Below are 15550 nucleotides of genomic sequence, written 5' to 3'. Positions count from 1 at the left end.
TTCCTACTGCTGGCTGCCGGCATGCCTGTGGCCGCTCATGGCCACCTCGACAGCGCCGAGCCGGCCGAGGGTGCGACTCTCGCCGTTGCGCCGGATGCGATCACGCTTGGCTTCACCGAGGCGCTGGAGCCTGCGCTGAGCACGATCACCGTGACCGATGCCGCCGGTGCGGTGATCCAGACCGGTGCGCCTGAGGTCGAGGACGGGCGCATCCTGCGCGTGACGCTGCCCGCCCTGCCGCCCGGTGTCTACAAGGTGGACTGGAAGGTGACCTCCGTCGATACCCACAGCACCAGCGGCAGCTACGGCTTCACCGTCAAGTGACCCCCGAAGACTGGATCACGGGTGGATTGCGCGGCCTTCACATGGCCGCGCTTTCGCTCTCTGCGGGGGGTCTGCTGGTGTCCCTTCTGGCGGGGCGGAGGGTTGGTCCCGGTGCGCGGTCGTTTCTCGCGGGGGGCGTGCTGACCGGGGTTCTCTGGCTGGTCTGGCAGGGGGGCGTGATGACGGGGCAGGGGTTCCCGCAGGCGCAGTGGCTCCTGCTGACCGGCACGGGCTTCGGCAGGGCGATGGCGGCGCGGATCGGGCTTCTCCTCCTCGCGCTGGCGCTCGGGCGGTGGGGGCTCCTGCCGCTTCTGGCCGCGATCGGGTTGCAACCATTGCTTGGCCATGGCGCGGCGGCGGAATGGCCTGTCGCGCTCTCCGGGGCTTCCCACGCGCTCGCTGGCGCGCTTTGGGTTGGGGCGTTGCCCTGGCTGTGGCTGCTGGTGCGAAGCCAACCCGAGGTGGCGCGGCGGTTCAGCCCGCTCGGCATCCTGCTGGTGCTGGTTCTTGGCGGCGGGATCGCGGGGCAATGGTCGCTCATCGGCGGGCTGCCGGGGCTGTTCGGCACGACCCACGGCCATCTGCTGCTGGCCAAGGCCGCACTGCTGACGGTCATGCTGGCCTGCGCCGGGCTGAACGGGCTTTGGTTCGCGCCTGATGGCCAGACCGGGGCGCTACGCCGCAGCATCGGGGTGGAGATGCTGGCCGGCGGGCTGGTGCTGTTCCTCGCCGCGCTGGCGGCGACGCAGGTGCCGGGGGCGCATGGCACGGTGGTCTGGCCTTTCGAGTGGCGGCCTGTGCCGGGGCTCTGGCAGGACGATTTCCTGCGCGGGCGGCTCCTGCGGATGGCGGTGCCGGTCGGCCTTGCCGGGGCGCTGATCCTCGTGGCGCTGTCGGTGCTGCGCTACTCTCGGATCCTCGCGTCGGTGCTGGTGCTGGTCGCCGCCGGGTTGCTCTGGCGGATGCCCGTCTATCCAGCCGCGCCCTTCCTGCGGCCCGCCGTCCCGACCACCTTCCAGATGGCCGACACCCGGCGCAATACGGTTTCGCTGATTGCGGGGCAGGGGGTGTTCGCCCGCGACTGCGCCGATTGCCACGGGCCGGAGGGCGGGGGCGCCGGGCCGCGCGCCACCGGCGATCCGGTCTGGCCACCCGACCTGACCGCGCCGTGGTTTCTGAACACGCCTGACGGCGAGTGGTTCTGGCACATCCGCCACGGCATGACCACGCCGGAGGGGCTGCCCTCCATGCCGGGAAACCCCGCGCTTTCGGATGCCGAGATCTGGCAGGTGGTCGATTTCCTGCGTGCCAATGCCAGCGCACGGAGCCTCGATGCCGCCGGGCGCTGGCTGATCCCGCCGATGGCGCCCGTGATCCGGTTGCGTTGCGAAGGCCGTGCGGCCATCGACCTCTCCCGCCCCGGCGGAAGGCCCGTCTACTGGGGGCCGCTGCCGCCCGGGGAGCATGCGCCGGACGGCACCATTCATCTCGACCCTGCTCTTTGCGGGACGCAGGACGAGGCAGGCGCGCGCGCCGCCATTGCCCTTCTGACCGCGGGTCGGGCAGACGGGCGCGCGGGGCTTCTGGTCGATCCCTCCGGCCATCTGCGCCGGATCTGGGACACTATGCCGGATAGCGGAGCCCTTGCCAGCGCCGTGACGGACGCTCTGGCCAATCCCGTCGCCACGATGCGAGCCCATCACTGAACGTCATTCCCTGAACAGAAAAGGCCGAAGATGACCGATATCACCACCCCCGGAAGCAACACCCGGCTTTGCCATGTCGGCCATGATCCGCTGGCCTGGCACGGCTTCGTCAATCCGCCGGTCGTGCGGGGTTCGACCGTGTTCTTCCCGGATGCGGAGACCCTGCGCACGGACAACCAGAAATACACCTACGGCACCCATGGCACCCCCACCACCGACGCGCTCTGCGAGGCGATCGACAGGCTGGAGGGCGCGGCGGGGACGGTTCTGGTGCCCTCCGGTCTGGCCGCCGTGACGCTGCCGCTCCTGACCTTCCTCTCGGCGGGCGATCACGTCCTCATCACCGATTCCGTCTACGGCCCGACCCGGCGCTTCGCCAATGACGTGCTGGTGCGGATGGGAATTGCGGTCGAATATTACGATCCCCGCATCGGCGGGGGGATCGCGGCGCTGTTCCGCGAGGAAACCCGCGTCGTCTTCATGGAGAGCCCCGGCTCGAACACGTTCGAGGTGCAGGACGTGCCCGCCATCGCCGCCGCGGCGAAGGCGCGCGGCATCGTCACCATGATCGACAACTGCTGGGCCACGCCGCTTTTCTTCCGCCCGCTGGATCACGGCGTGGACATCGTGATCCATGCGGCGACGAAGTATTTCGGCGGCCATTCCGACGTGCTGATGGGCACGATCTCCGCCAATGAGGCCACATGGAAGCGGCTCTATCGGGGGCATATGGTCTTCGGCCTCTGCGTGAGTTCCGATGACGCCTGGCTCGTCCTGCGCGGTCTGCGGACCATGGGGCGGCGGCTGGAGGTCCAGCAGGCCACCACGCTTGAAATCGCGCGCTGGCTGGCCGGGCGGGCGGAGGTGGCGCAGGTGTTTCACCCGGCGCTGGAGAGCGATCCGGGCCACGCGCTCTGGCGGCGGGACTTCAGCGGGTCGAGCAGCCTCTTCTCCTTCGCGCTGCGCCCGGGGTTCGATCCGGCCCGGTTCCTGAACGCGCTGCGGATCTTCGCCATGGGCTATTCCTACGGCGGATTCGAAAGCCTCGCCGTGCAGGTGAACCTCCGGGACCGGGTATTCCGACGACCGGAGTTCGACCAGCCGATCATCCGGCTCCAGATCGGGCTTGAGGATGTGGGCGACCTGATCGTCGATCTGGATCAGGCGCTCGCCGCCGCCGGTGACCTCTGAGCCAAGACCAGAAGCAGCCGGAGAGGCCATAACGGCCCTCATTCTCCGGCGGAAGGAGAAGGGGGAATATCCTCTCTCCTTCCGCCGAAGCAAGACCGGAACGCTCCCGTACCTGCCCGACCCCTTCCCGTCACGATGGGTATGGCTTTGATTTGCGGAAGAAAGGGGATGTGGTCGCGGCCTCGAAGGCGGAAGATCATGCCATCGTGGACATCCGCTCGGCTGATGAATTCACCGGCAAGATGATCGCGCCCGAAGGCTCCAAGGAAACCGCCGTGCGCGCGGGCCATGTCACCGGCGCCGTCAACGTGCCCTGGAGCAAGGCGGTGCAGGAGGACGGGCGCGTCAAATTCCCCGAGGAACTGAAGGCGCTCTATGCCGAAGCCGGTCATCACCTATTGCCGCATCGGCGAGCGGTCCAGCCATACCTGGTTCGCCCTGTCGAAGATCCTCGGCTATGATGTGCGCAACTATGACGGTTCCTGGACGGAATATGGCAATGCCGTCGGCGTGCCGGTGAGCAACCTCGCCGGGACGGTCTGGACAGGCCAGTAACCACGGCCCCATTCACCAGACCCGCGACCGGGTTTCCCCAGCCGGATCGCTTTGCGCATCCCGAAGGCCCGTCAGACCTCTCCCTAACCGCCCGCCCCGTGCCGGGCGATGGTTCACCGCCCTTGCCGGGCTGATCGTGCTGGCCCTGTTCGTGCCGGATCGCGAAGGGCTGGGCTGGTTGCTCCCGGTGTCGCTGGGGCTGGGGGGCGGCCTTCGGGCTGGTGTTGCAGCACTCCCGCTTCTGCATCTGGCGCGACTGGCTGGTGTGGCGCGATCCGCGCGGGCTGATCGCCATTCTGGTGGCGCTGGCCGTGGGCAGCATCGGCTATGCCCTGGTTTTCGGCGCCTGGCTGCCGAACCCGGCGAGCGGGCGTCTGCCGCCCGCTGCCCATGTCGGCCCGGTTTCCGCGATGCTGGCCGCCGGAGCTGGGCATGGCGATCAGCGTCTCCTGTGTTTCCGCCCATCTCTACCGGCTGGGGGAGGGAGCCTTCGGCTCGCTGGTGGTGCCGGGTGGCTTCGTGTTGGGCTTTCTGTCCTGGAACATACTCTATCTTCTGGACCTCTACCGCGCGGGGGTGATCTGGCTGCCGGGGAGCCTTGGCTATGGCGGCAGGCTGGCGGTTCTCGGCGCGCTGGCGCTTGTCCTGCTGCGGCATCCCTTCCTGTCCGAGGTCCCTGCGAGCCACTGGCGCACGGCTGTGCTTCATCGTCGCTGGCCACCGGTTCTGGCCGACTGGATCGCAGTCCTGGCCTATTTTCGGGTCGGCCCGCTCGGCGTCACGGCGGAGCGTGGTTCTCTCGCCAGCACGGCCGGCTGGCTGCCCGCCACGCTGCACGGATTCACCGGCTGCGCCACGGTGGTGAAAAAGGCGCGCCTCTCCCGCAACGGGGTCTTCGTTCTGGGCATGGTGCTGGCAGCGGCACCTTCCGCCACGTTGTCGGGCGACTGGTCGGCGCAATGGCGGTGCGGGCGGGATCTGCCGCGCCTGTGCGGCGGCGGCCGGGGGGTGGGTTTCGCTCGGTTGCACGGTGGGCGTGCTGCTTTCCGGCATCATGGCCGGGGCGGCGGCGGGCTGGGTTTTCGCGGGCTTCTGCCTGTTGGGCGCCTGGGCGGGGTGGTGGCTGCGCGTTGAGTCTGCTGCCGGGCCCGGAAAGGGGGGAGATGAAACCGGTCGGGCCGGGTGCGGAGCAGGGGACGGGATTGCCGTTGTCCGGGCGAATACGGAAACTCTCTCTATTCACAAGCTGTTAGCAATTGGATCCGCTCTCCCTGCTTCGAGGATCGCCGATGCTCTGCTCTCATGATGGCTTCACGCCGCTGCCGATCGGCGAAACCGCGCCCCGTAGAGGAAGCCGCTTTCTGGCGGCGGTCGTGCTTGCCGGGCTGGGGCTCGGCGTCCTTGCCGGCGCGGCGGGGGCGGAAACACTCCGCTGGTCGCGCAGCGCCGATGCGCTGACGCTGGACCCGCATGCGCAGAACGATGGCGTCAGCCATACGATCCTGCGCCAGATCTATGAAACGCTGGTCAGCCGCGATGCGTCGGGGACGCTGGAACCCCTGCTGGCGACGGAATGGTTCGTCAAGGAGGGCGATCCGAACATCTGGGTGTTCAAAATCCGGGAGGGCGTGAAATTCCACGACGGCGCCGATCTGACCGCCGAGGATGTGGTGTTTTCCCTGAACCGCGTGCGTTCGGAACTCTCCAAGCTGCGCCAGCTCCATGCTGATGTGGAGGGGGTGACGGCCGTGGACGACCATACGGTCGAGGTGCGTCTGCGCGGGCCGAACCTGATCTATCCGAACAACCTGACCGGCAGCTATATTCTCGACAAGGGCTGGGCCGAGGCGAATAACGTGGTCGAGGTGCAGGATTATGCCGCCGGCAAGGACAATCATGCCGTGCGCAACACCAACGGCACCGGCCCCTATGTGCTGAAGGGCCGCGAGGTGGGCGTGCGCACCACCCTGACGTTCAACCCCGCTTACTGGGCGGAAGAAAAGCCGCAGGTGACGGAGGTGCAGTTCCTGCCGATCTCCGACAATGCGACGCGGGTGGCGGCGCTGCTCTCCGGCGAGGTCGATTTCGTGCATGACGTGCCGGTGCAGGACATCCAGCGGTTGCAGAACGCACCCGGCGTGACGGTCCTCACCGGGCCGGAGAACCGCAACATCTTCCTCGGCTACCGGCTGGACGATGCGCCGCTGAAATCCTCGAACGTCACCGACCGCAATCCCTTCGCCGATCCGAAGGTGCGGGAGGCCGTGCATCTGGCGGTGGACCGCGATGCGATCGTGAAGGTCGTCCTGCGCGGCAATGGCACGCCGACCGGCGTTGCGGTGCCGCCCTTCGTCAACGGCTGGACGCAGGAGCTGAGCGCCTATGAGCCCCAGGACATCGCCCGGGCGAAGGACCTGCTGGCCGAAGCAGGCTATCCCGACGGGTTCACCGTCACGCTCGACACGCCGAACAACCGCTACCTGAACGATGAGGCGGTGAGCCAGGCCATCGTCGGCTTCCTCGGCCAGATCGGGATCAAGGCCACGCTGGCCTCCCGCCCCTATGCGCAGCATTCGCCGCTGATCGTCAATGCGCAGACGGACCTCTACCTTTTCGGCTGGGGCGTGCCAACCTTCGACAGCGCCTATAATTTCAACGACCTCTGGCATAGGCGCGAAGGGCGTTACGGCGCGTTCAACCCCTCGGGCTATGCGAACCCGGCGCTGGACGCGAAGATCGAGGGTCTGGGCACCGAGACCGATCCCGAGAAGCGCAACGCCGCCATCGCCGAAATCTGGGATGTGGTGAAGGGTGAGCGTCTGGTGCTGCCGCTGCACGACCAGTCTATCGCCTGGGCGCTGCGCGACGGGTTCGAGGCGGATATCCGCGCCGACAACTCGCCCCGGGCCTTCGATTTCCGCGTCTCGCGCTGACCCGCGCCCCGGTCCACGCAATCCGGATCCCCGATGTTCGACTTCATCCTGCGCCGTCTGCTGCAATCCGTGATCGTCATGCTGACGGTCTCGCTGGTGGCTTTCGTCATCTTCACCTATGTCGGCGACCCGCTGGAATCGCTGACCAGCGAGGAAACCCGGCTCGAAGAGCGCGAGGCGATGCGTGAGCGGCTCGGCCTCGATGAGCCCGCGCATGTCCAGTTCGCCCGTTACGTCGCCCGGGTCGCGCAGGGCGATTTCGGCATTTCCTACCGCTATCAGCAGCCGGTGACGCGGCTCATCCTGGAGCGGCTGCCCGCGACGCTGGAGCTTGCCTTCGCCTCGGCGCTGATCGCGCTGGCGGGGGGCGTGCTGCTCGGGGTCTGGGCTGCGCTGAAGCCGCGCTCCATCGGGGCGCATGTCGTTCTCGTGCTGTCGCTGGTGGGGGTGTCGCTGCCGACCTTCGTGATCGGCATCGGGCTGATCTACGTCTTCGCGGTCCGGCTTGGCTGGTTTCCCTCCTTCGGCCGGGGCGAGACGGTGCAGATCGGCGGCTGGAAGACCGGGCTCCTGACGGCCAGCGGCTGGCGTTCGCTGGTGCTGCCGGCCATCACGCTCTCCCTCTTTCAGCTCACGATGATCATGCGGCTGGTGCGGGCGGAGATGCTGGAGGTGCTGCGGCAGGATTTCATCTGCTTCGCCCGGGCGCGGGGGCTGAGCCAGCGCACGATCTGGTTCGGCCATGCGCTGAAGAACACGCTGGTGCCGGTCATCACCATCACCGGGCTGCAACTCGGCTCCGTCATCGCCTTCGCCATCGTGACGGAGAGCGTGTTCCAGTGGCCCGGGGTCGGTTCGCTCTTCATCCAGTCGGTGCAGGGCGTCGATATTCCGGTGATGGCGGCCTATCTGGTCTTCGTGGCCTTCGTCTTCGTCGCGATCAATCTGATCGTCGATCTGCTGTATTTCGCCGTCGATCCGCGTCTGCGCGCAGGGCGGCCGGGCCGGAGCCTCTGACATGTCCCATCCTTCTGTTGCGGGCAGCCCGCCCGGCACCCACCTGTGGCGCGCGCTCACCCGGTCGCCGGTGGCTTTGGCCGCCGCTTCCATGGCGGGCCTCGCGGTGCTGGCCGCGCTCATAGGGCCCCTGCTTTCGCCCTACGATCCGTTCAACCCGGCCACGCTGAACCTGCTCGACGGCTTCACCCCGCCTCTGGGCGAGGGGATGTCGGGCAACCGCTTCCTGCTCGGTTCGGATGCGCAGGGGCGCGACATGCTGACCACCATCCTGATCGGCAGCCGGCTTTCCCTTCTGGTGGCGCTGGCGGCGACGCTGTTCTCGCTGACGGTCGGGGTCTCGCTCGGGCTGGCGGCGGGCTATCTCGGCGGCTGGATCGACGCGGCGATCATGCGGCTGGCCGATATTCAGCTCACTTTCCCGGGCATTCTGATCGCGCTTCTGGTCTTCGGCGTGGCGCAGAGGCTGATCCCGACGCTGGACGATCCGATCCGCCGCCCGCCCGCACCGGAGGCCGCCGCGCTGGTCGAGGTGGAGGGGCTCAGGCGCAGCTTCGCCGCCGGGCCGCGCGGCCTGCTGCGCCGGAGGGAGGGGGAGCGGCGGCTGGCGGTGGACGACGTTTCCTTCACCATCCCGCGCGGCCAGACCTACGGTCTGGTGGGCGAATCCGGCTCCGGCAAATCCACCATCGCGCGGTTGATCGCCGGGCTGATGCCGACCGAGGCGGGCGAGGTGCGGATCGACGGTCAGCCTGTCGGTGCGCGCGGACGCCGGACCGGCCGGATCCAGATGATCTTTCAGGATCCGATGTCGAGCCTCAACCCCCGCCTGACCGTGCGCGACATCGTGGCCGAGCCGATCCGCACCCTTGGCCTTGCCGGAACCGCCGGTGAGGTGACGGAGCAGGTCGCGGAGCTGCTGCGCCGCGTCCGGCTGGAACCCGGGGCGATGCACCGCTACCCGCACCAGTTCTCCGGCGGCCAGCGGCAGCGCATCGCCATTGCCCGCGCGCTTTCCAGCCGCCCGGAGTTCATCATCTGCGACGAGCCGACATCGGCGCTCAACGTCTCCGTTCAGGCGCAGGTGCTGGAACTGATGGCCGGCTTGCAGCAGGATTTCGGCCTGACCTACCTGCTTATCAGCCACAACCTCGCCGTCGTGCGGCAGATGGCCGACCGGGTAGGGGTGCTGAGCCGGGGCCGTCTGGTAGAGGAGGGACCGACCCGCGCCGTCTTCGACGCTCCGCAGGCGGAATACACCCGGGCGCTGCTGGCGGCGGTGCCCCGGATTCCGCGTGGCGCGGGAGCCGCCGCGTGACGGCCGCGCTCTGGCAGAACCGCAATTACCGAATAGTGGTCTCGGCCACGGCCTTCGCTGGCTTTTCCAACGGCGTCTTCGCGATGGCGCTGCCCTGGCTGGCCACGCTGATGACGCGCGATCCGGTGGCCATCGGCCTCGTCGCGGCCTCGGTGAAACTGCCGTGGCTGCTGTTTTCCCTGCCCGCCGGAGTGATCACCGACAGGGTGGACCGGCGGCTTCTGGTCGCCCGGGCCGATCTGCTGCGGGCGGTGCTTTCGCTCGCCATCATGGCCATGGCGCTGAACTTCACCGGTGGCGGGGCGATCTGGCTCCTGTGCCTGATCGGCATGGTCTTCGGCGTGGCCGAGGTGCTGCGGGAGAATGCCGCACTGACGCTGGTGCCCTCCATCGTCCAGTCCCGCGATCTGGAGCGCGCCAATGGCACGATGTGGAGCGTCAGCCAGATCTCCGGCCAGTTCATCGGTCCCCCGGCGGCCGGGTTGCTGATCGGCTTGGGCGTGGCGGTGCCGTTCGGGTTGGATACGCTGACCTTCGCGCTGGCGGGGGTGCTGGCCTGGGCCATGGTGCTACCCCCGCGCGAGGCCCCGGCGCGGCAGCGTTTCCTCCCGGCGTTGCGGGAGGGGATCGGCTGGCTCTGGCGCGAGCCCGGCCTGTTCCGGCTGGCGGCGGCGGTCGGGGTCTACAATTTCTTCTTCATGGCGAATACCACGGTTCTGGTCCTCTATTCGCAAGAGGTTCTGGGGCTCTCCGCTGGCGGACATGGCCTGCTGCTCACCGCCGCGGCGACGGGCGGGGTGCTGGGGGCCTGGTATGGCGTCACGGTGCAGAGGTGGCTGGGCCTGCATCGCACGATGGTGCTGTCGCTCTGCGTCACCGCGCTGGTCTATGCGCTGATCGGCGCCACCGGGTCGATCTGGATCGCCGGCCCGGCCCTCGCCTTCGAGATGTTCTGCCGTCTGGTCTGGAGCGTGGTGACCGTCTCCTGGCGGCAACGGCAGACGCCGGATGTGCTGCTGGGGCGGATCAACAGCCTCTATCGCTTTCTGGCCTGGGGGCCGATGCCGCCGGGGGCGCTGTTCGGCGGCTGGCTGGTGGCGGTGAGCGGCGGCTGGATGGAGCGCGGGGCGGCTCTGCACATGCCCTGGCTGGTGGGCGCGGCGGCGATCACCGGGCTGGCGCTCTACTGCCAGCGGGCGCTGCGGCTGAGATGAGGCAAAGAACATGCCTGCGGAGCGGCACGAAGGATGGCCGGGGGCGCGTGCTAGGCCACGCTGCGGGGGTGGTGCCGGATCTGGCCGAACTGGTGTGCGCATGGCATCACCATTTCCGTGGTGGCGGTGCGGGAACGCCCCGACGGCGGGTGGGATCTGACTCTGCGGCTTGGCGCGTCCGAAACCGGGGCGGCGCTGCTGTTGGCCGCGCTGCGTTTGGCGGGCGTCATCGGCGCGGGCGGGCTTGGCCATCTGGCCTATCTCGAAGGCTTCAGCGCAACAACCGGCAGGTGACCTTTCTCATCCAGTTCACAGGGGACCGGCTGACCCGGTTCCTCGACAAACGCTGAAAACCGAAAGGGAGCATCATGCTGAAACGGGCGCTCCGCGCGGCGGGCCTGCTGGCACTGGCTGCCCCGGCCTTGGCCGATACCAAACTGCGCGTGGGGGCCAGCCCGGTGCCGCATGCGGAGATTCTGGAACAGGCGAACCGCTTCTGAAAGAGAGGGGGATCGACCTCGAAGTGGTGGTGTTTCAGGACTACATCCTGCCCAACACCACCTTGGCCGGTAAGGAAATCGACGCCAACTATTTCCAGCACGTTCCTTACCTGAACTCGGTGCTGGAACAGAACGCGGGCGATCCGGCCTATGACCTCGTGAATGCAGGCGACATCCATGTGGAACCCATCGGCATCTGTTCCAAACGCTGGAAATCGCTTTCGGACCTGCCGCAGGACGGCAAGGTGATCCTGCGCGATTCCGTAGCGGAGGAGGAGCGCATCCTCGCCATCTTCCAGCGTGAGGGCGTGGTGAAGCTGAAGGAAGGCGTGGATCCCGTTGCGGTGACGATCAACGCCAACTACGCGCTTGGGCGGGGCTCGATCCGGTGAAGGATCCGATCGCGGTCGAAAGTGCGGCGAATAACCCCTACGCCAATATCATCACCGTCCGTCGCGGCGACGAGGAGCGGCCGGAAATCAAGACGCTGGTCGAAGTGCTGCAATCGGATGCGATCCGCAGCTTCATCCTCGATACCTACAAGGGCGCGGTGATCCCGGTCGAGCGCTAACCGGACCTTGGCGCGAATGTGGGGCCGGGGCAGAGACGCTCCGGCCCTCGTTCGTGTGGCATCGCCCGCCGCGCTCCGGCCATGTCCGATATGTGGCGGAACGCCATCCGCGCGGATCGGTACCAAAATGGGCATTACCCGGCGAGCCCGCTCCGGCGGCTCGGGGGAGAAACTTCTCGTTCCGTCAGCCGCAAGAGAAGGCCATGCTCGCTTGCGCAGAAACTACAGAATGGCCGCGAAGGATAAACTCCGGCAGGTTCTTGGCAAATCGGGCAGGCGGTTCTGCCGGGCCAGCAAACAGGACGTTTTTCCATGTCTCTTCGCCACCTCCTCCTCACGGGCCTTCTCACCGCCGCGGGTCTGCCCGCCTCCGCCGACGCGCTGCGGATCGGCTGGCAGCAGATCGTCGAGCCCGCCCGTGTGGCACAGGCCGACGGGGCTTATGAGGCCGCCATCGGCGAGGTGGAGTGGAAGCTCTTTGGCGGCGGCGCGGATGTGATCGCGGCCATCGCGGCGGGGGCCATCGACATCGGCTATGTCGGCTCCTCCCCGCTGACCGCCGCTGCCTCTCAGGGCCTGCCGATCCAGACCATCTACGTCGTCGGCAATATCGCCGAGGCCGAGGCGCTGGCCGTCAAGGGCATCCAGACGCCGGAGGATCTGAAGGGCAAGAAGATCGCCACCCCCTTCGTTTCCACCGCGCATTATTCGCTGCTCACCGCGCTGAAACACTGGAACATCCCGGCGGGGCAGGTGCAGCTTCTGAACCTCCGCCCGCAGGAGATCGCCGCCGCCTGGGAACGGGGGGACATCGACGGCGCCTATATCTGGGATCCGGTGTTGAACCAGATCAGGACCAGCGGCGGCACGGTGCTGGCCGACAGCGCGGACGTGGCCGACTGGGGTGGTGCGACCTTCGACGCGTGGATCGTGCGCAAGGATTTCGCGGAGACGCACCCCGATCTGGTCACCGCCTTCGTGAAGGTCACCGGAGCGGCGACGGATGCCTATCTGGCCGATCCCGAAAGCTGGGGCGCAGATTCCCCGCAGGCGAAGCAGATAGCGGAGCTGACCGGCGCACCGGCGGCGGATGTGCCGGGACTGCTGAAAGGCTACCACTTCGCCGGGCTGAAGGATCAGACCACGCCCGCCTTCCTGGGCGGTGAGACGGCGCAGGCCATCGCCGCCACGGCGCGGTTTCTGGAAACGCAGGGCTCCGCCAAAGCGCTGGACGATTACGCGCCCTATGTGAACCCCGCCTTCGCCGCAGCAGCGCAGCAATAAGGGACCGGGATTCCCGCCAGGCAATGTCAGTGCTCAGCTTGTCCCATGTCACGCTCACCTATGAGCGGGCCGCGATGCCCGTTCTGGAAGATGTCTCGCTCGGCCTCGCGCGGGGGGAGTTCGTCTCCATCATCGGCCGGTCCGGGTCGGGGAAGACGTCACTGCTGAACCTCGCCGCCGGTTTCGTCATGCCCACCTCCGGCCGCGTCACCATCGACGGCCGCCCGGTAAAGGGGCCGGGGCCGGAGCGCGCGGTGGTCTTTCAGGACGACGCGCTCTACCCATGGCGGACGGTGGAGGAGAACGTGGCCCTGCCGCTGAAGCTGCGCGGAACGCCGCCAGCGGCGCGGCGGGAACAGGCGCGGCGGATGCTCCATGCCGTCGGGCTCGACGGGCACGGGGCGAAGCCTATCTGGGAGCTTTCCGGCGGCCAGCGGCAGCGGGTCGGCATCGCGCGGGCGCTGGCGGCGGAGCCGGAGTTCCTGCTGATGGACGAACCGCTCGGTGCGCTGGACGCGATGACGCGGGACCAGATGCACGAACTGCTGCTGACCCTCTGGCACAGCAGCCATGCCGGTGCGCTGCTCATCACCCACAGCGTGGAGGAGGCGCTTTTCCTCTCCACCTCCGTCATCGTGCTGGCCCCCGCGCCGGGGCGGATCGCGCATCGGGAACATTTCGACTTCGGGCGGCGGTTCCTGGCCGGCGAAGACCCGCGCCGGCTGAAATCGGACCCCGCCTTCATTGCGGCGCGGGAAAGGCTCGTCGCCGCAATCCATGAAAGGGAGCCGCAATGACGGATGTCCTGCCCGCTCCCTCCCGCCCTCGGCGCGAAGGGCGCGGCCTGCCATGGCCCGCGATCCTCGGCGCGGGCACCATCGGCGCGCTCCTTCTGCTCTGGACGGCGGCTTCGGCCTTCGGCTGGGTCTCCCCGGTCTTCCTGCCCTCGCCCGCGCGGGTCTGGGCCGCGCTGGTCCGGGCGGCGAATGACGGCTATGCCAATGCGCTCCTCTGGGAACATGTCGCGGCCAGCCTCTGGCGCGTGCTGGCGGCGCTTTTCCTCACCATCCTCATCGGCGTGCCGATCGGCCTCGTGATCGCGACCTCCCGCATCGGGCGCGGCATCCTCGATCCGGTGATCGAGTTCATCCGGCCGCTGCCGCCGCTGGCCTATCTGCCGCTCATCATCATCTGGTGCGGGATCGGGGAGCCGTCGAAGATCCTCGTGATCGGCATCGCCATGTTCGCGCCCATCGTGATTTCTACCGCCTCCGGCGTCCGTGCGGCCAGTGAAAGCCAGATCCGGGCCGCGCTCTCCTTCGGTGCCACGCGCTGGCAGATGGTGCGGGAGGTGCTGCTGCCTGCGGCACTCCCCTCCATCTTCACCGGCATCCGCATCGCGCTCGGCGCGGGCTGGACGACGCTGGTCGCGGCCGAGCTCGTCGCCGCCACGCGGGGCATCGGCTACATGATCCAGTCGGCGGCGCAGTTTCTGGTCACCGATATGGTGATCGCCGGGATTCTGGTGATCTCCGCGCTGGCCACCGTCTCCGAACTCATCCTCCGCCGGGCGGAGCGCCGCCTTCTGCCCTGGGTCGGAAAATCCTGAATGCCTTGAAAGAAAGACCGGTGACCAATCCCGGAATATTCCGCTTTCCGCCTACCCCCGGCACGAACAATTACGACTGCGCACCGACCATCCCCAACCTGTAGGAAATCGCCATCCTTGCGGACTGGCTGGGCTACGATGGGCTGCTGATCCCCACCGGCGCGCAATGCCCTGATCCGTGGGGCATCCGCCCATATGCGCTAACTTAAGGGGTAGACGTGCCGCATCTGTCCGTGTTTCGTCGGGCATATGAGCCGACACCTGCCCGCTTCACGCATCTGGAATTCACCGACGTCCACGGTGGCGAAAGCTTTTCACGCATCGCCTCTGCGCAGACGACATCCCATGCGTTCGGGGCATTGTCGCGGTGGAGGCTGCATAGCCTGCGATCCTCTCTGCGATATTGACGGCGACGAAAACCTCCGGGCGTTTCTCCACCGTCATGCGGCATATCTGCGATCCGCCGAGACGGCGCAAAAGTCAGGCAGCCGTCGCCAGAAACCCCACAAGCCCTCAGAGTCCGTTTGAAAACTCAGGGGTGTGTGCTCCTCCTGAGGATGGGCGCGCTCATGGTGAGCGTAGATCATGGTCTCGGAGACGTCGAGGCGGCGGTATCAGCTCATCCAGCCGAAGGTTCGCTCAGTCACCCAGCGGCGCGGCAGGATCTGGAAGCCGGGGGCGTCGCTACGGCGGACGATTTCCAGAACGAAATCAAGGAAGGACGCCTTGTCGAGCATCTGCCGCCGGTCATAGGCGCCGTCGGCGAACAGATGCTTTCCCCAGGGTCAGCGCTCGCGTAGCGCGGCGAGGATCGCCTGCGCCCCGGCGCTGTCGGGGGTGTCGGCCGTGCCCAACCCCACCATCAGCAGGCGGTCGTCGGTGTTGGCCGCGATGTGGCGCTTGGCTAGCCGACGGTATGCTTCGCGCCGTCGAAGCCGCGACTGCCATGGGCGGCGGGGGCCTTGACCGTCCGGCTGTCGAGCCTCGCTGCGGATGGCGCCGCGCGGCCCACCCGTGCGCGGTCGACCATTAGCTTGATGTCGTGGATCGTGCGGAAGAGCAGCAGCCGGACAAAGCGGCGGAACCACCAGTAGACCGTCTGCCAGGGCGGGAAGTGGACGGGCAGCATCCGACACTCACACCCGGATCGCACCATGTACCTGATTGCGTTGAGGATTTCCCGGAGGTCCACGACACGCCTACGGCGGCGCAACCTTCGCCCCCTCCGCATCCGTCCGGTCGCTCGGGCACCGCTTCGTCGTCTGCTCGATCCGGACCCTCTGCCCGTGGCTTTCTGCTGTCCACATGAAAAGCATGAAGCACGAACC

The 15550-nt window shown here is 67.7% G+C and carries 16 protein-coding genes and 1 pseudogene; 16 read left to right on the top strand and 1 reads right to left on the bottom strand.

From position 1 onward, the window contains the following. Positions 1-21 precede the first annotated feature (21 nt). The 16 genes from QM789_RS04900 to QM789_RS04825 all read left to right on the top strand — a co-directional run bounded on the left by QM789_RS04900 (position 22) and on the right by QM789_RS04825 (position 14222). Positions 22-324 carry a copper resistance CopC family protein gene (locus tag QM789_RS04900; protein ID WP_420350849.1) on the top strand — a complete coding sequence of 101 codons (303 nt, stop codon included), beginning with the start codon at positions 22-24 and terminating at the stop codon, positions 322-324. Between the two features lie 41 nt (positions 325-365). After that, entirely contained in the window at positions 366-2030 is a 1665-nt protein-coding gene (locus tag QM789_RS04895; protein ID WP_420350848.1) for a CopD family protein, read from the top strand. A gap of 30 nt (positions 2031-2060) precedes the next feature. Further along, positions 2061-3221: a cystathionine beta-lyase gene (metC, locus tag QM789_RS04890; RefSeq protein ID WP_420350847.1), complete on the top strand. Its 1161-nt coding sequence runs from the start codon at positions 2061-2063 to the stop codon at positions 3219-3221. A 375-nt stretch (positions 3222-3596) separates the two neighbouring features. Continuing rightward, positions 3597-3776 (top strand): sulfurtransferase, encoded by a 180-nt coding sequence (locus tag QM789_RS04885; protein ID WP_420350846.1) that lies wholly within the window; start codon positions 3597-3599, stop codon positions 3774-3776. 432 nt (positions 3777-4208) lie between these two features. After that, complete coding sequence (locus QM789_RS04880; protein WP_420350845.1) at positions 4209-4910, top strand: YeeE/YedE thiosulfate transporter family protein; 702 nt, start codon at positions 4209-4211, stop codon at positions 4908-4910. Between the two features lie 155 nt (positions 4911-5065). Continuing rightward, positions 5066-6709: an ABC transporter substrate-binding protein gene (locus tag QM789_RS04875; RefSeq protein ID WP_420350844.1), complete on the top strand. Its 1644-nt coding sequence runs from the start codon at positions 5066-5068 to the stop codon at positions 6707-6709. 33 nt (positions 6710-6742) lie between these two features. Further along, positions 6743-7726 carry an ABC transporter permease gene (locus QM789_RS04870; RefSeq protein WP_420350843.1) on the top strand — a complete coding sequence of 328 codons (984 nt, stop codon included), beginning with the start codon at positions 6743-6745 and terminating at the stop codon, positions 7724-7726. A 1-nt stretch (position 7727) separates the two neighbouring features. Continuing rightward, positions 7728-9044 (top strand): ATP-binding cassette domain-containing protein, encoded by a 1317-nt coding sequence (locus QM789_RS04865; protein ID WP_420350842.1) that lies wholly within the window; start codon positions 7728-7730, stop codon positions 9042-9044. Then, complete coding sequence (locus QM789_RS04860; RefSeq protein WP_420350841.1) at positions 9041-10258, top strand: MFS transporter; 1218 nt, start codon at positions 9041-9043, stop codon at positions 10256-10258. The genes QM789_RS04865 and QM789_RS04860 overlap by 4 nt, the downstream gene beginning before the upstream one ends. A gap of 126 nt (positions 10259-10384) precedes the next feature. Continuing rightward, the gene (locus tag QM789_RS04855) at positions 10385-10552 is read left to right on the top strand and encodes a hypothetical protein (RefSeq protein WP_420350840.1); all 168 of its coding nucleotides are present in this window, start codon (positions 10385-10387) and stop codon (positions 10550-10552) included. A gap of 74 nt (positions 10553-10626) precedes the next feature. After that, positions 10627-10758 carry a hypothetical protein gene (locus QM789_RS04850; RefSeq protein WP_420350839.1) on the top strand — a complete coding sequence of 44 codons (132 nt, stop codon included), beginning with the start codon at positions 10627-10629 and terminating at the stop codon, positions 10756-10758. Positions 10759-10787: 29 nt separating this feature from the next. Next, the gene (locus tag QM789_RS04845) at positions 10788-11150 is read left to right on the top strand and encodes a MetQ/NlpA family ABC transporter substrate-binding protein (RefSeq protein WP_420350838.1); all 363 of its coding nucleotides are present in this window, start codon (positions 10788-10790) and stop codon (positions 11148-11150) included. After that, positions 11147-11329 carry a MetQ/NlpA family ABC transporter substrate-binding protein gene (locus QM789_RS04840; RefSeq protein ID WP_420350837.1) on the top strand — a complete coding sequence of 61 codons (183 nt, stop codon included), beginning with the start codon at positions 11147-11149 and terminating at the stop codon, positions 11327-11329. The genes QM789_RS04845 and QM789_RS04840 overlap by 4 nt, the downstream gene beginning before the upstream one ends. Positions 11330-11641: 312 nt before the next feature. Further along, on the top strand, positions 11642-12613 hold the full coding sequence (gene tauA / locus QM789_RS04835; protein ID WP_420350836.1) for a taurine ABC transporter substrate-binding protein: 972 nt from the start codon (positions 11642-11644) through the stop codon (positions 12611-12613). A gap of 23 nt (positions 12614-12636) precedes the next feature. Further along, positions 12637-13410 carry a taurine ABC transporter ATP-binding protein gene (locus QM789_RS04830; protein WP_420350835.1) on the top strand — a complete coding sequence of 258 codons (774 nt, stop codon included), beginning with the start codon at positions 12637-12639 and terminating at the stop codon, positions 13408-13410. After that, complete coding sequence (locus QM789_RS04825) at positions 13407-14222, top strand: ABC transporter permease subunit (protein WP_420350834.1); 816 nt, start codon at positions 13407-13409, stop codon at positions 14220-14222. The genes QM789_RS04830 and QM789_RS04825 overlap by 4 nt, the downstream gene beginning before the upstream one ends. 532 nt (positions 14223-14754) lie before the next feature. Here the strand turns inward: QM789_RS04825 and QM789_RS04820 are convergent. After that, positions 14755-15529: pseudogene (locus QM789_RS04820) on the bottom strand (IS5 family transposase). Between the last annotated feature and the right edge of the window lie 21 nt (positions 15530-15550).

The sequence above is a fragment of the Paenirhodobacter sp. genome (genome assembly GCF_047600745.1).
Taxonomy (GTDB): domain Bacteria; phylum Pseudomonadota; class Alphaproteobacteria; order Rhodobacterales; family Rhodobacteraceae; genus Rhodobacter.
The sequence above is the reverse complement of the archived record's forward strand: the minus strand, read 5'-3'. Positions and strand labels throughout refer to the sequence as shown.

Coding starts and splice junctions, on each gene's coding strand:
- QM789_RS04900 (WP_420350849.1), top strand. CDS start 22: ATGCCTGTGGCCGCTCATGGCCACCTCGACAGCGCCGAGCCGGCCGAG.
- QM789_RS04895 (WP_420350848.1), top strand. CDS start 366: ATGGCCGCGCTTTCGCTCTCTGCGGGGGGTCTGCTGGTGTCCCTTCTG.
- metC (WP_420350847.1), top strand. CDS start 2,061: ATGACCGATATCACCACCCCCGGAAGCAACACCCGGCTTTGCCATGTC.
- QM789_RS04885 (WP_420350846.1), top strand. CDS start 3,597: ATGCCGAAGCCGGTCATCACCTATTGCCGCATCGGCGAGCGGTCCAGC.
- QM789_RS04880 (WP_420350845.1), top strand. CDS start 4,209: ATGGCGATCAGCGTCTCCTGTGTTTCCGCCCATCTCTACCGGCTGGGG.
- QM789_RS04875 (WP_420350844.1), top strand. CDS start 5,066: ATGCTCTGCTCTCATGATGGCTTCACGCCGCTGCCGATCGGCGAAACC.
- QM789_RS04870 (WP_420350843.1), top strand. CDS start 6,743: ATGTTCGACTTCATCCTGCGCCGTCTGCTGCAATCCGTGATCGTCATG.
- QM789_RS04865 (WP_420350842.1), top strand. CDS start 7,728: ATGTCCCATCCTTCTGTTGCGGGCAGCCCGCCCGGCACCCACCTGTGG.
- QM789_RS04850 (WP_420350839.1), top strand. CDS start 10,627: ATGCTGAAACGGGCGCTCCGCGCGGCGGGCCTGCTGGCACTGGCTGCC.
- tauA (WP_420350836.1), top strand. CDS start 11,642: ATGTCTCTTCGCCACCTCCTCCTCACGGGCCTTCTCACCGCCGCGGGT.
- QM789_RS04830 (WP_420350835.1), top strand. CDS start 12,637: ATGTCAGTGCTCAGCTTGTCCCATGTCACGCTCACCTATGAGCGGGCC.
- QM789_RS04825 (WP_420350834.1), top strand. CDS start 13,407: ATGACGGATGTCCTGCCCGCTCCCTCCCGCCCTCGGCGCGAAGGGCGC.